At 49.0% G+C, this 14,362-nt stretch carries 10 protein-coding genes; 3 read left to right on the plus strand and 7 right to left on the minus strand.

What is annotated here, in order from left to right:
* Nucleotides 1–40: 40 nt before the first annotated feature.
* A complete protein-coding gene (locus tag E1919_RS10575) occupies nt 41–1,654 on the plus strand; it encodes a hypothetical protein (RefSeq protein ID WP_162053360.1) in 1,614 nt (537 codons plus the stop codon).
* A gap of 304 nt (nt 1,655–1,958) precedes the next feature.
* On the opposite strand, the gene E1919_RS10580 is transcribed toward E1919_RS10575, so the two are convergent.
* From E1919_RS10580 to E1919_RS10600, 5 genes are all read right to left on the minus strand, one after another.
* A complete protein-coding gene (locus tag E1919_RS10580) occupies nt 1,959–6,056 on the minus strand; it encodes a chemotaxis protein CheB (protein ID WP_162053361.1) in 4,098 nt (1,365 codons plus the stop codon).
* 42 nt (nt 6,057–6,098) lie between these two features.
* The gene (locus E1919_RS10585; protein WP_162053362.1) at nt 6,099–7,652 is read right to left on the minus strand and encodes a GAF domain-containing protein; all 1,554 of its coding nucleotides are present in this window, start codon (nt 7,650–7,652) and stop codon (nt 6,099–6,101) included.
* A gap of 123 nt (nt 7,653–7,775) precedes the next feature.
* Nucleotides 7,776–8,060 (minus strand): antibiotic biosynthesis monooxygenase family protein, encoded by a 285-nt coding sequence (locus E1919_RS10590; protein WP_162053363.1) that lies wholly within the window; start codon nt 8,058–8,060, stop codon nt 7,776–7,778.
* A 437-nt stretch (nt 8,061–8,497) separates the two neighbouring features.
* Nucleotides 8,498–9,385: an alpha/beta hydrolase gene (locus tag E1919_RS10595; protein ID WP_162053364.1), complete on the minus strand. Its 888-nt coding sequence runs from the start codon at nt 9,383–9,385 to the stop codon at nt 8,498–8,500.
* A 34-nt stretch (nt 9,386–9,419) separates the two neighbouring features.
* Nucleotides 9,420–11,054, minus strand: coding sequence for a carboxylesterase/lipase family protein (locus E1919_RS10600; RefSeq protein WP_394351760.1), 1,635 nt, complete (start codon nt 11,052–11,054; stop codon nt 9,420–9,422).
* A gap of 135 nt (nt 11,055–11,189) precedes the next feature.
* Between E1919_RS10600 and E1919_RS10605 the strand changes: the two genes are divergently transcribed.
* Complete coding sequence (locus tag E1919_RS10605) at nt 11,190–11,951, plus strand: NUDIX hydrolase (protein WP_162053366.1); 762 nt, start codon at nt 11,190–11,192, stop codon at nt 11,949–11,951.
* Nucleotides 11,952–12,024: 73 nt separating this feature from the next.
* Here the strand turns inward: E1919_RS10605 and E1919_RS10610 are convergent, their stop codons facing one another.
* A complete protein-coding gene (locus tag E1919_RS10610; RefSeq protein WP_162053367.1) occupies nt 12,025–12,834 on the minus strand; it encodes an alpha/beta hydrolase in 810 nt (269 codons plus the stop codon).
* 210 nt (nt 12,835–13,044) lie between these two features.
* On the opposite strand from E1919_RS10610, the gene E1919_RS10615 reads away from it, so the two are divergent.
* Nucleotides 13,045–13,926, plus strand: coding sequence for an SDR family NAD(P)-dependent oxidoreductase (locus tag E1919_RS10615; RefSeq protein WP_162053368.1), 882 nt, complete (start codon nt 13,045–13,047; stop codon nt 13,924–13,926).
* A gap of 127 nt (nt 13,927–14,053) precedes the next feature.
* On the opposite strand, the gene E1919_RS10620 is transcribed toward E1919_RS10615, so the two are convergent.
* Complete coding sequence (locus tag E1919_RS10620) at nt 14,054–14,206, minus strand: hypothetical protein (protein WP_162053369.1); 153 nt, start codon at nt 14,204–14,206, stop codon at nt 14,054–14,056.
* Between the last annotated feature and the right edge of the window lie 156 nt (nt 14,207–14,362).

Consider the following 14,362-nt stretch of genomic DNA (forward strand, 5'->3'; position numbering starts at 1 on the left):
AGTCTTCTCGAAGCCTGAATCTTACGTCTGTTTTCTTAATATGAAAAAAAGTATCCTGTTTTTTTCTGTTTCCTTATTGTTCATCACTAAAGTATCTGCACAGAATGATACGGTAAGAGTGCCGGCTCCTACTATTATAGTCTCTCCCCAAACTGTTACAAATACTCCCCTCAAACTTAACTTCCCGGAACAACCAAACTGGAACGTATTGAAAGAGGGAGAAAAACTTCAGTTTCAGGCCAAAGCCTCCGGTGGTGCTGATAGCACTAATACTTACACCTATGCCCTCACCCAGGGGCGGGAAGAAGGAATGGAGTTCGACTCCCTTGGCCACTTTTCCTGGACCCCCAGCTACGATTTTGTGGACCGCTTGAGCGATGGGCGCACGGTTCAGCTTCTTTTTGAGGCAAAAAACAAAAAAGGCGGGAGCGTAAACCAAGTAGTGGAGTTAAAAGTAGAACATGTTAACCGCCCTCCTGTTGTTGCCGACCTAAAGCCGTTCTATGTCCGGTATAGCACGGAGAATACCTATACCATAGAATCATCAGCTGTGAAGGACGAAGACAATGACCCCATTGTCTTTGTACCTGTTACAAACGCAATGCCGCAGGGAGCCAAACTGTCAGCACAGGGAGAATTTACCTGGAAGCCATCCACCAGCCAGTTCAGGCAGCTACAGAGAGAACCGCTTATGCTGGAGTTTTACGTAGAGGACCAGCCGGCAAAAGCCCGTACGAAAGGCACTTTTAAGATTGCTGCAACCCAGCAGGATTTACCTCCCAGCATACAGATGATTCCGTCTCAGAAAAGATTCGCCTATGACGAGAATGCCACCATTAATATTATGTTTCAGCTGACAGACGAAAACGGGGAAAGCGATATTGCATCGTTTAGCTTTATTTCTGAAAACACGAATGTTCCTGCCTCGGCGCTTGTGAAGAATACGCCTTCCCAATATGAGTTTATCTGGAGGCCGGGCTATGACTTTGTGAAAGACCCTCTGGATTCTCTTACGTTTGATGTCACCTTCTTTGTAATGGATAGATCGAACCAGCGGGATACCCGCACAGTGACTTTTTCGATAAAGAATGCTGTGAATGAGGAAGAAATGGACCAAAAGCTCTATAACGAGTATCGGTCGTCGCTGGTAAAGGCATGGGATCTGATGGAGCAGCTAAAGGAGGCTGAAAAGGACCTGAAGAAAAAGTACAACCGGGCCAAGAGAGGGAAAAAAGGCAGGTCGCTTACCAATGCTTCCCTAGGAGCCGTAACGGGCATTTCGCCGGTGGTGGTGGAGGAGCCCGGCACTTCCAAAAAGATAACCGCCGTTGGGGGCACCATGGTGATGACGATTGGAACCTTGGAAGCAACTGAAGTAATCGGACGCTCTACCAAAGACCTGATAGAACGCCTGAACTACATTATGGAGAAACGAAACGAGTTGCAGACAAAGGGCGATATTTTTGCCAGGAAGTATGCACTTAAATCATCGCGCCGCAGCCCGGAGTTTATGAAAGAAGTTGATAATTTTGTGGCCGTGATGAGCCTGAAAGGCATGGTGGCTCTGGAACTGGATGCTGGCTGGCAAAACAAATCCAAGCCAACAAATGAAAACGTGACCAAAACCTTCAAGGACTTCAGTTCAGGGAATTGATTGCGGTAAATACCAATCTGTCTAAACTGCCGTATTTATAGTTCATCCAGCGGCAGCTTACCTAATGTTTCATCTCTCTTTTCTTAGCTCTCAAGGCCAAGAGGCCTCGTCTTTGTGCATCGCGCTGTGTATTTGAAGCTGCCTCCGCGCTGCTTCGGCTGCCACACTGCGTGTGGCACCGCAACAAATACAAGGCGCTCAACACAAAGACTGGAAACACCTTCACTTCGTGCCAACCAATTGAAAAGGCTTGGCTTTATGGAACAAGCTTCATGTGAATTGGTATTAGCCAGCAGAAATGGACTTAAGCTTTATCATTCCTGAAATATAACCTGAAAGTTGTTCCCTTTCCTTCCTCACTCTCCACTTCTATTCTGCCTCCGGCATTGTCCATCATGCGCTTTACAATGTAAAGTCCCATACCTGTGCCATCTACATGGGAGTGGAAGCGCTTGAAGAGGGTAAACATCTTCACAACATTTTCCTCACTAACTCCCAATCCATTATCCGCCACGGTTAACAGTACGTGGTCCTCCACCTGCTCCGTTTTAATACGCACCTGGGGCTGCCGGTCTGGCGAACTGTACTTGATGGCATTGGTTACCAGGTTATACAGAATGCTGTAGAGGTTTTTCCGGGAGAAGTTAACATGAGTTCCCTCTTCAAAATCGGTATGCAGCTGGGCCTGTGCATGCGAGACCATGTCCTGGGTGTTAGCCGCTACATTTTTGTAAACCTCCTCCAGTTCTACCAGCTCCGCTTCGCTGTCCACATCCCGCTGTACTTTGGCAATGTCTGTTAAATCTTTAATAACATCCTTAAAACGGCGGATAGAATCTTTTGTCATTTCAAAAAGAGGCTTGGTTGGCTCCCCTGGCAAAGGGTCCGACGACTCGATTTGTTCTTCCAAAAGTAGCAGCAAACCTTCAATGTTGGCTACCGGTGCTTTCAGGTCATGCGAGGCCGTGTACACAAAAGTGTCCAGGTCAGCGTTTACTTTTAGCAAATGCTCGTTTGTGCTCTGCAGGCTTTCCTGGGTGGCTTTCAAGTCTGAGAGATCGATAAAGGAACCCAGCACGCGGTACGGAATCTGGTACTCATTCTGCAGGATATAAGCACGGTTCGCTACATAGGCGTAGGTTCCGTCTTTTCTGGCAATCCGATACTCCCCCGACCACTGGTCTTTGCCATAGTTCACGGCATTGTTTATCTCCTTTACCATCTGTGCCCTATCCTCGGGATGCACTATATCAAACCATCCCTGCACACCCGGGTTCATCTCAGTTGTCTCATAGCCCAATATGTTTGTGAGGCTCTCACTCCACCAGATTTCATTTGTCACCAGGTTCCAGTCCCACACCACGTCATTCGTAGCCATGGACACCAGCCGGAAACGCTCTTCGCTGTCGCCCAGCGCCTGTGTGCGCTCTGCCACCCTTTTCTCCAGCTCATTGTTCAACCTGATTAAATCTTCCTCTGTCTTTTTGATTTCTTCATAAGCGAGTAAGACTTTTTCTTCCGTGGTTTTTTTCACCGTGATGTCGGCCATGGTGATGGTTACCCCGTCTCCCATTTTCACAGCAGCAATTTCGTACCAGGCTTTGCGGTTGTTTACCTCCAGTTGCTGTTCGATGTGTAGTGGCTGGCCTGTCTCCACCACGCTCACAAACTTTTTAAAGAGGCCGTTTTTCTTCAGAAAGGGAAGGTCGACCAACACATTATTGTTTACAAGCCGCGCGTTTGACTTACCGAACAATTCCTCCGCCTTCCTGTTCAGCAGACTCCAGCTGAAGCTTGTTACCTTTTGCTGCTCATCCCGCACAGCCCGGAAAACCATGATATTGTTCAATGAGCTGTTCAGTACGCCCTGCACCACATTGCTGAGTTCCTTTAGCGTAGTAACGTCCACAAAGCTGAGTACAATGCCATCTTTATGGCCATCATGCTTCAGGTACGGAATAATACGCATCAGAAAACATTTGCCTTCATTCGTTTCTACCTCCCGCTCTACCTCTCCAGACGTGTTATTCACCTGCTGTATGTACTCAAGTAAATCAGCGTGCTTCAGGTTGTGAGACAGGTGATGGATGGGGCGGCCCAAATCACTGTCGATGATGTTGATCAGCTCTTTCACCGTAGGCGTAAACTTCCGGATAATGAGGTGGTGATCGAGGAAGAGCTGCCCGATGTTAGAGCTCCGGATATAATTATCCAGGTCCTCGTTCAGTTCATTCAGCTCCTTTATCTTTAACTGGTGCTCCGTGTTTACGGTATGCAGCTCCTCATTCAGTGACTGCATTTCCTCATTCGAGCTTTGCAGCTCCTCGTTAGAAGACATCAGTTCCTCGTTCGTGGACTGCAGCTCTTCGTTAGAGGTACTTAAGTCCTGCACCGTTAAATGCAGGCCCTCCCGTGCTTCCTTCAGTTCCATCTCTAGGGCAGCAAGCTGCTGGTAATAGTCCGAATCCGAAACCATGGACAAGTCGGCGGCTTTCGGCAGTAAGTTTGTCTGCGCTATCTCCTGCAGCAGGATGAGTATTACCTTCGGTTGGTTTTTGTCAGCAGCGATGGGCCGGATGGAGACATTCACAAACCAGTCTTTCTTTCCGTATTTTACAGTCACCTGCCGGACGAGCACTTTCCTGTTCTGCTTCAGCGCCTTCCGTACACCCACGCTTATGGCTACCGCCAGTTCTTCCGGCACCATTTTCAGAAGATTAAAGTGCAGGCGCTTGTTAGGGAACTTCAAGAATCGGCTGATGTCCCCGATGCCGTGCAGCAACTGGTAATTTTCATCTATATAAAGCCCCGTCACCTTAAAATCCTCCGCTACTGAATCCATAAAAGTTTCGCTGTAGCGGTTGAGCTGGGCAACCTTAAATGTAGACTGCTTTTCCGCAGACAAGGCGGGGACATAGTCTGTGATACCGTAGTTTTGCTGGATGCTACGGGTTTCTTTTATTTTCCGGTATAGTTTCCACTTGCGGTGTTCTTCAGAAAAGTAGGCTTTCAACTCCCCGATGTTCTCACTGGGCCCCAGCAACAGGTATCCGTTCTGGTTCAGGGCATAGGGAAACAGGGAAAGAACCTTCTTCTGAAGGTCCGGGTTAAGATAAATGAGCATATTCCGACAGCTGATCAGGTCGATCCGGCCAAAAGGCGGGTCTTTCTGCAGGTCGTGCTGTGCAAATACGACCAGCTTCCGAATTTCCTCCTTTAAAAAATACCGTTCCCCACGCTGGTGGAAGAAGCGTTCCAGCCTTTCAGCAGAAACGTCTTTCGCTATGGAGGCCGGATACGAGCCTTTTGAAGCCTGCGTGATAGCACGCTTGTCTATGTCTGTGGCAAAGAGTTTTATAAGAGGCTCTCTCTCCATCTCCTCAAAACATTCCTTGAAAAGAATGGCCATGGAGTATACCTCTTCGCCCGTACTGCAGGCTGTTACCCACACTTTAACGGGCTCACCCGCTGCCTTGCTTTCTATAATCTGGGGGATAACCTCCTTCTTCAGTAATTCAAATGCCTCCGTGTCGCGGAAGAAATGGGTAACGCCAATAAAGAAATCCTGACTTATCAGGTTAATCTCCGCAGGGTTTTCATGCAGATAGTTCAGGTACTCCGGCAAGGTCTTCAACAGCAGGACATCCATGCGCTTCCGGAGTCTACGGTTAATTGTCGCCTGCTTATAGTCCGTAAAATCAGTATGCGTGTGGGTATAGATCAGGTCCAGTATTTCCTGTAGTACGGCGCCGTCCTCTTCACCATTCTCCTGCGATTTCACCAACGGTACCTTACGGGTGTAGCCGATAATTTCTTCCGGCATATGCTCCGGAGACAGCACATAATCTGCAAATCCGGCGTCGATGGCGCTTCGGGGCATGCCATCGAATTTGGCTGATTTCGGTTCCTGCACCACCACCATGCCACCGGCCTCTTTAATGGCCCTGCCACCCTTTGTCCCGTCAGAGCCTGTGCCCGACAAAATAACGCCAATGGCATACCGGCCAAGGTCCCTGGCCATAGAGGCAAAGAAAACATCGATGGCAAAATTCGGCTCCCGGTCCCGTGTTTTATCTGCCAGCCGAAGCCGGCCCTTTTCCAGGGTCAGTTGCTTGCCGCTTGGGAGCACATACACACAGTTCGGCCTGGTGAGCATGTTGTCTTCCGCCTCCTGCACCTGCATCTGGGTGTGCTTCGATAGCAGCTCCGCCATCAGGCTCTTGTGGTCGGGCGAGAGGTGCTGTATAATAACAAAGGAGAAGCTTGAGTTGCTTGGGAAATGGTCGAACAGCTGATGAATGGCCTGCAAACCACCCGCAGAGGCACCTATGCCCACCAGGTAATGATCTGCCGGTCGGGGCAACTCTTTGCGTACAGGTGCTTGTTTATCTATATCAATCATAAAGCACTAACCTTGAATAAGGCAGAAATTGGCATGCTCTTACTATCTTTCTTTAATTATCTTTTCCAGTACAGCGCTTCTCAGCGCCTCCGCGGCATCTGCTTCTTCGGCCAGCCAGGGCAGTGAGGTGTATTTAACCGTCTCCTGGTATGCAGCAAAAGAATTTCGGGGGTGATATGTTTTTCCATCTGGTTCCATTTGAATGGCATTGTTCGGGTTGCCGCCCCAACTTAAGGTTTGCAGCACTTCAGGCCGGAACCCTAAGATATACTCCCCCTGCTCAGCATTAATTGGCAAAGCAATTAGCCCACTCACCAGTTCCTTATAGGCCTTGCTTTGTGCGTACTGCTTGGGCAAGGAATCCGACATGAACAAGCCGTCCTTCTTATTTCGCCGGAGCCAGGCCACCAGCTCTTTTATCTCCTGTTTTCCGGGGGTGCTCCCGCTCGTCCGGATGCCGCCCTCAAATAAAATTGCAGCACCCGTAAGGTGTAGCAGGTCATGCAAATTGGTGGTACCAGACAAGAGGCCATCCGCAAAATCAGAGCTGGTATATAACTGCTCCAGCAGCCGGGCATGTACGCCTCGCAGCTGTGCCTGTAGCAGGATAGTATGCTCTCTTTCCTTGGAGGCTATCTGAGCAGACACAATACCCGAAAGCAGCTCCAGCGCTGACCGTAGTTCATAGCTGGGGTGCATAGGCGACTTATGATGACAGGAGATAAGTCCCCAAAGCTTGTTGTCGATGATGAGGGGCAGCGACATAGAAGCCATGATGTTCAGGTTTGCCAGGTACTCCAGGTGCACACTGGCCACGCTGCGCAGGTTGCTGTCTGAGAGGTCGGTAAAGCGCTGTGTCAGCGGGTTGATAACCGGGATGAGGCGCACGGGTACGTAATCGCGGGTAGGGATAAGCCTGTAAGGGTTGCTGAAGTACAGGTCCCTGGCTTGTTTGGGCACGTCGGAAGCTGGAAAGCGCAGGTCCATGTAATCCGCCATATCATCCTCTCTTGCCTGCCCTATCACAATTCCGTTCCACTGCGGATCAAACTGGTATACTAGCACGCGGTCAAAATTGGTAAACTTCTTCATCTCATCGGCTGCCAGCTGCGCTACTTCCGCAGTGGAGTTTGCCTGTTTCAGCAAGGAGGTAATGTATTTGATTTGCTGATAAAGGCCCAGGAACGATTGACCATTTGATGCAGCTTTGTTCTCCTCCAACTCTATAATCACATACTCCTCCCTGGGGTGCACCAATGCAGTAAATGCCCGTGGCGCGTCTTGCACTGTAAACGTAAGTGTTAAGGGAATCTTCGCCTGGTTGTTCTGGTTTGCAATCTTTGCCTGGATATCGGCATACTCCCCGGCCGGCAGGTAAGCTGAAAGCGGCTGCTCCAGCAATTCATCGACAGGTATGCTTAGGAAAGAGTTGGCATTGTCACTGGCCTGCACAATGTGCAGCTCCGGCTTATTTACCACCAACAGCATGCCATGCGGCTGTATCAGGTTGACCAGGTGTAGGGGAATACTTCCGCAGAACTCCGAATCGTAGTTTTTTTCAATGCTCACATTAATTGTTGCCGCTTTTTTTTCCATGCAGTCTAGTGGGTGATGCCCTTCGTCAGGGGCTTTACAGCTGGTCGGTTTCAAGGTTGATAATTGCCATACGTGCTTTTTGCTTGAACCAGCCGTTACTTATCTTATATTTTATTTACTTACCTAGTCGAAAAAACGGACTTTCGTGCTTCCGGGGACAAGTTTCAATCCTTTTGGAATATCCTGGTGTGCCTCCTTCATGTGGTCTTTGTACCAGACGTTATAGCTTTTATCATCCTCCCAATATGTCATCACCCATATCTCGCTGCCATTGTCCTGCGGCGAGAGCACTTTCATCTCCAGAAACCCGGCTGCATTGTCTACCAGGTGCGGTCTTTTCACAAAAGCCTGCTTCACCTCATCCGCCATATCATTGGCAACCTCAAATACACTTAACGCTATAAACATGCTGTTTCACTAATTTTAGATAAAGGGGAAACTGCTTTGCAGCTATTCTAACGATACAATACCCCATGTAAATTTAGCAGTAGTTAGGGAGTAGGACAAAAATTACTGCAGGATTTGTCTTTTTATCTGATATGAGCAAATCATAGATATCGCTATCTGTTCTTTTAACAGCAGCTTATAGTTCAAATGGTATTCCTTTTGCAGGTACCTGTACCGTATCAGGCTTGTTAGTATTTTGGCTTTCTCTGCTCTACTTCAGCTGGCATTTTTAGTATAAAAGCCAGTTAGTGATTCCGCTCTCTACGCTTCTTCTTGTTTATGTCGCTGTCCCTACGGCACTAGCTGCTTCTTTACTACAGGCATTTAGAACGAGCCATCCTACATAAAAAAAGACTGCCAAAGCTGACAGTCTTTTTTTATGTAGGATGGAGTAGAGCCTATTTCCTGCTCATTGCAACACCTCCGTTTGCTTTTAGTACTTTATCGAAGAACAGCATGTGGTAGCCCAGCGCATTTTCCCAGTAGTCCCAGGTGTGGCCACCGGGGCGCTCTGTGTAGTCATGAGGTACATTTTTATATACCAGTCGCCGGTGCAGTTCCCGGTTCGGCTCTATCAGGAAATCATCCACGCCACAGTCAAAAATGAGTTTCACATCATTTGCCTTCATCTGGTCGGTCATGTTCACCACTGAGTTAGCGGCGTAGGCATCAGGTGTGGCTCCCATGGGTCCAAGTATACGTTCAAACCCGGGTGTAATTTGTTTCGCAAACTCGGGAGGTATGCGCCAGCTACCAATGTTGAGGTCTAAAGCTCCGCTCATGCTACCGGCAGCGCAGTACAGGTCGGGGTGGCGTGTGGCTAAGTATAAGGCGCCGTGTCCCCCCATGCTCAAGCCAGTAATTACACGCCCCTTCCGGTCGCGGATGGTACGGTATGTGTTATCAATTTTATCCACCACCTCTTTTGTGATATAGGTCTCAAATTGATTGTCTTTCTGGACAGGGCTGTTTAGGTAACCGCCTAATTTCTCGCCCTCCGGCGTTACAATGATAAGATTGTACTGGTCAGCCAGTTTGTGTAGCAGCTTCTTGTCAGGCGTTTGCCTGAGCCAGTCGCTGAACTGCCCTCCTCCCCCATGCAGCAGGTAAAGCACAGGGTAAGTGGCTTTGCTTTTGGTATAGGAATCAGGAAGTACCACCGCCGCCCGGTAAGTTTTTTGCATGGCCGCGCTCGGAATGTCCAATGAGTCTACTTTAGCCGCGAAGGACTGTAAACTCAGGCCCGAAAGGCAAACGAGCAGATAGAAACGAATTAGTTTTTTCATCAGGATAGGGTTTTCTGAAAGAACAATGCCTTACCTACTTCGTCTGAAGCTTGTCCAGTATCAGATAGCGTCCTCTGTTTTCTTCCGGTTTGGCTGCTGTATTTACATCAATGTACATCACCTGCACTTTATCTCCATTGCTGGCAGTTGGCCAGGTAGGCAGGCCTTTTCCGTTCGGGTTTCCGGTTTTAATAAAATTGGCGAAGTAGTTTTGCATCACCTCTGATACTATGTAGTCCTCTGGTGTCCAAGCATACACTTTATTAGAAGCTAAGTTACCCATGGCATACTCGATTTCTGCGGCATGTACCGCTCCACGGGCAGCAGGCATTTTAAAGGCGTTCGGGTCCTCCTCTTTTACGACACCTCCGGCCAAACCAGAGGAGGCATTGCCCATTTCCGCTGTCATAGGTGGCCGGGGGCGGGAGAACAGGTAACGATACACCGGGTTTCCGGAGGTCTGGCTGTGCAGGTCCATCCACTTCCAGGTGCTATAGGCAATGAAGCGGTCGCCGGCCAGATCAGTGGCAGCCTGTAATGCCTCCTCGTCTGTAGTGGCTTTGTATACCTCCAGCACCTCGTCTGCCTTCTCGCCATACAGCCTGCGCACGGCATTCTCATAATTTTCCACTGTGGGTTTCTCTCGCCCCATCACCATCATATAGTTCATCTCCTCTGAGTTCCAGCCGGCCAGCAGCGGCACCTTTGCCTGCTCTCCGGCTGCATAAATGGCCGCCGGTGATTTCGGAAAAAAGTAGCCATCTACCGTTGCGACAAAGTGTCCCATAGGTAGTTTGCCTGCAGCATCTAAAATTTGTTGTGCCGGCAGGGCACGAAGCGCTGCCAATGAATTGGCACCGAGACTTGAAGCGAATTCAACCCCGTTTTTCTCTGCTTCAGCAAGCGGAGTAGGGTCCAGGCTTGAATTAACCAATGCACCGCTCTCTCCAATTGCTCTTGCTATTAGGCCCTTGGACAAAGGAGAGGCCATCTGCGCACTAACGGATATAGAACCGGCCGATTCGCCAGCAATCGTCACTTTAGAGGGATCACCGCCGAAGGCAGCAATGTTCTGCTGCACCCAGCGTAAGGCAGCATTCTGGTCCATGTAACCGTAGTTGCCTGACGAGTTGTGCGGTGACTCCTTCGTTAACTCCGGATGTGCGAAAAAGCCGAATGCGCCGAGCCGGTAATTTACCGTAACAGCCACAATGCCTTTCTGCGCCATGCTTTCCCCATCGTAACGTGCCTCTGAGCCGTCTCCGGCTACAAAGCCGCCGCCGTAGAAATACACCAGCACCGGCAGGCGCTCGTTTTCTGATTTAGCGGGTGTCCACACGTTCAGGTAAAGGGCATCTTCGCTCATACCGTCAGAGCGGAAGCCCATGTCACCGAACACTGGCAATTGCATGGCCCGTGGCCCGAACTGCTTTGCCTGCCGCACCCCCTGCCAGTTCTGAACAGGCTGCGGCTCCCGCCATCGCAGGTCGCCTACAGGCGGCGCGGCGAAAGGCACGCCTTTGAAGGCGCGAATCCCGCTTTGCTCTGTGGTTCCTTCCACAATGCCGTTCACCGTTTTAGCTTGCGTAGCAGCCTGCTTGCCTTGGCTTGTCTTTGCTTTTTTTGTTTGGGCAGATGCCTCTGGCATTGCCTGGCCGCTCAGCAGCATTAATATTAAAAGTAGTTTAAGGGGACGTATCATTTATTTTCTATGTTTGGGAAACAATCAGACTTTATGTTATTTTGACATAATGATAGTCAATAATTTCATTATGTCAAAATAACATATTAAACTTTTTACCCTATGCCTGACACAGGAAATCTCATTGAGCAACCTGATGAAGAACAATTTCCCTTATTACCACAACTTACACTAGACTGTATTATCCTGGGCTTTCACGAAGACCAGCTGCGGGTGTTGCTGCTCCGCTGGAAAGACACGCAGGAATGGAGTTTACCTGGTGGGCCGGTTCGTCAGAACGAATCTGTGGATGCGGCTGCCTATCGTATATTAAAAGAACGAACAGGCCTGGACCAGATATTCCTGCAACAGTTCCATGTGTTCGGCGATGTGGCACGCTACAACCAGGAGGAAATAAAGAAAAAGCTGAAGCACGTTGTAGACCCGGAGAAGTGGTATGAGCGGGCAGTATCTATTGGCTACTATGCCCTGGTTGACTACTCCAGAGTAAGTCCCACGCCGGATGCCTTTACAGAAGAATGCCAGTGGTGGGACATACAGGACATACCCCAACTGCTATTCGACCACAACCACATCATATCGGTTGCCCTGCAGGCGCTCCGGGTCCAGTTAAGTTGGCAGCCTGTTGGCTATAACCTGCTGCCGGAGCAATTCACCATGCCCGAACTACAGCGGCTGTATGAAACCATACTTGGGCGGACGCTGGATCCGCGTAACTTCCACAGAAAGATACAGGGCCTCGGAATAGTTGAGCGCCTGGAAACCCGGAGAACGGGTGGTGCCCATAAAGCCCCTTACCTGTACCGGTTTAATAAAGCGCAGTATGAAGCGATGCTGACAGAAGGAAATTTGTCCTTTAGTTGATATCGGTTGTGATGCAATTTCCTAATACGTGATTCGCTATACGTGATTCGTAGTGCTGGTGTCGTTTGATAAATTATCGTGTATAGCCTGATAAATTATCGTGTATAGCCTGAATGAGGTTTGCAACCGGGTTAATAAAATCCTTATCCTCCCAATAATCTGAATGGCTGAGGGGAGTCCAGCCTGTATTTATTTCGCGGTCCTGCGTCACAATGTTATCATAAGCATTGGGGAAACCTTTGCTCAGTGGCTTGAGGGGCCAGCCGAGTATGTCGTCCCGGTCGTAAAAGTTATGCCACTCGAACAGGTTGTTTGGTTTGCTGATCGCCACTATTTTCTCCAGGCCTGAGACAAAAAGCGGGATGTTGCAGCCGGATGTTACCAGCAGTCTGGCAGTTTCCAGCTTCTGGAACTCTGTTGGCTCCCCGCTTTCCCATATTCCTTTGTTCTGCTGCGCATCCCATATATAATTTGAGATAATCTGGCAGCCTAAAGAGTGCGCTATAATCACTACTGGTCGGTCCTGGTCTTCCAACTCCACGCGCAGCGCATTTATTTGCCGCAGGATGGTGTGTTGTATTCTCCTGTAGGAACTGTCCGGCTCACCTGGCCTGAACTCGGAAGTGGCGGCATCACTGAGAAAGTTTAGAAAGAACTTCCGCAGCCTTTCCTGATCCAGTGGATTTCCGCTCTGCACCATTTTCTCCCACACCCTGTCCTGGTGCACCTGAACATCTCCGTGATACCAGATGGACTTAAAGCTTAAATCCGCAATTGTCTCTTCACTGAGCTGCTCATAGAGATTATGCTGTAGGGCATTGGCATAATCCGGCCGCTGATTACCCATTCCGTGTATGGTCAGTACCCCTAACTTTTTTGACATGTCTTTCCCGGCTTCCGTTCGTTATTGATGGTTATGCTTTTTAAGAATCACTTTCTATGAAAGTAAAATATTTAGCTGATACGACAGAACAGCGTATGCAGCTAAGAGACCTTACACTGCTGCTTTATTCGGGCAAGATGAGAAAACGAGTCTTTATATCAAAATCATTTCTACCCCGTTATTTACCACAGAACCATATATGAGACTATCATGGCATTATCCAGCTTTTCTAATACAGTCGTTGTTGTTACAGGTGCTGCCTCTGGCATTGGCCGGGAGCTTGCTTTACAGGCTGCCGGCCGTGGGGCAGTGGTTGTAGCAACAGATATCAATTATGCTGGCCTGACAGAGATGAGAGAAACCGCCTGGCAGCAGGGGGCAGCGATGGTAATTCATGAGTTGAATGTGGCAGACAGAGAGGCTGTGCTTGTTTTTGCTCAAACAGTAATTTCCCGGATAAAGGGGCACAGACTGGTTCTCATCAATAATGCAGGTGTGGCCTTGTTTTCCGGCAGCTTCCACCACACAGACTTGAAAGACTTTGAAGCGCTGTTTCAGGTTAACCTCTGGGGCACCATTAACATGACCAAAGCTTTTTACCCATACTTCATGGAAATGAACGAAGGCCACATTGTCAATCTTTCCAGTGTTTTCGGTCTAGGAGGCGTCGCCAACCAAGCTGCTTACTGCACCTCTAAGTTTGCTGTGAGAGGCTTCACAGAAACACTCCGGATGGAACTGCTGGGCACTGGTGTCTTTACTACTGCTGTCCACCCGGGAGGCATCAAAACGAATATTGTGAAAGCCGCCTTTCCAAAAGGCCCTGTGGCGACTGCCGCGATGCACAGAATCTCAGTTAAAAGCTTTGAACAAACGGCAAAAACGACACCTGAAGAGGCCGCGAGGCTGATTCTGGATGCGGTTGAAAAAAAGAAGCAGCGACTGGTTATTGGGAGCGATGGGAAAATCATTGACTTGGTGACACGGCTTTTCCCGGTCTCTTATACCAGCATACTGAAAAAGCAGTTTGAACAAGTATTTGCCAACCCGTATAAAAACAGGAGTGAGAGAGCAAATCGCAACCGCACCTAGCACAGATATACGTGTTGTTCCCTTGCTACCACACATCGTCATTTAAAAGCATCTGTTATGTAAGCATACAAACGAAGTATGGAAACAGACTATCAGGTTGGAATAGTAGGCGCTGGTTTCGCAGGGCTTACTGTGGCTTTACGTTTGAAGAAGAGCGGCAGAAGTTGGTGGCACCTGGCGCGACGATGTTTATACTGGCTGTGCCTGCGACATTGCCTCCCCTCTTTACTTCTTTGCCGATGAGCAAAACCCGGATTAAAGTAAGCTCTATTCTGAACAACCTGAAACTCTGTGTTACACAAAAGACGTGGTCTCTAAAAATGACCTGTACCCGCACATCTGTTTCGGTTCGGACATGGTAGAACCTTGTTTTAGCAAAAGGCTGAAAATAAAAAAGCACCCTGCAGAGCAGAGTGCCTTTCCAAGCTATGAAAAC

The sequence above is a fragment of the Pontibacter pamirensis genome (assembly GCF_010015475.1).
Lineage (GTDB): Bacteria > Bacteroidota > Bacteroidia > Cytophagales > Hymenobacteraceae > Pontibacter > Pontibacter pamirensis.

Excerpts from the sequence above, each read along its gene's own strand:
- E1919_RS10615 (WP_162053368.1), top strand. The coding sequence starts at position 13,045 with ATGGCATTATCCAGCTTTTCTAATACAGTCGTTGTTGTTACAGGTGCT.
- E1919_RS10600 (WP_394351760.1), bottom strand. The coding sequence starts at position 11,054 with ATGCTGCTGAGCGGCCAGGCAATGCCAGAGGCATCTGCCCAAACAAAA.
- E1919_RS10610 (WP_162053367.1), bottom strand. The coding sequence starts at position 12,834 with ATGTCAAAAAAGTTAGGGGTACTGACCATACACGGAATGGGTAATCAG.
- E1919_RS10595 (WP_162053364.1), bottom strand. The coding sequence starts at position 9,385 with ATGAAAAAACTAATTCGTTTCTATCTGCTCGTTTGCCTTTCGGGCCTG.
- E1919_RS10580 (WP_162053361.1), bottom strand. The coding sequence starts at position 6,056 with ATGATTGATATAGATAAACAAGCACCTGTACGCAAAGAGTTGCCCCGA.
- E1919_RS10605 (WP_162053366.1), top strand. The coding sequence starts at position 11,190 with ATGCCTGACACAGGAAATCTCATTGAGCAACCTGATGAAGAACAATTT.
- E1919_RS10575 (WP_162053360.1), top strand. The coding sequence starts at position 41 with ATGAAAAAAAGTATCCTGTTTTTTTCTGTTTCCTTATTGTTCATCACT.
- E1919_RS10590 (WP_162053363.1), bottom strand. The coding sequence starts at position 8,060 with ATGTTTATAGCGTTAAGTGTATTTGAGGTTGCCAATGATATGGCGGAT.
- E1919_RS10585 (WP_162053362.1), bottom strand. The coding sequence starts at position 7,652 with ATGGAAAAAAAAGCGGCAACAATTAATGTGAGCATTGAAAAAAACTAC.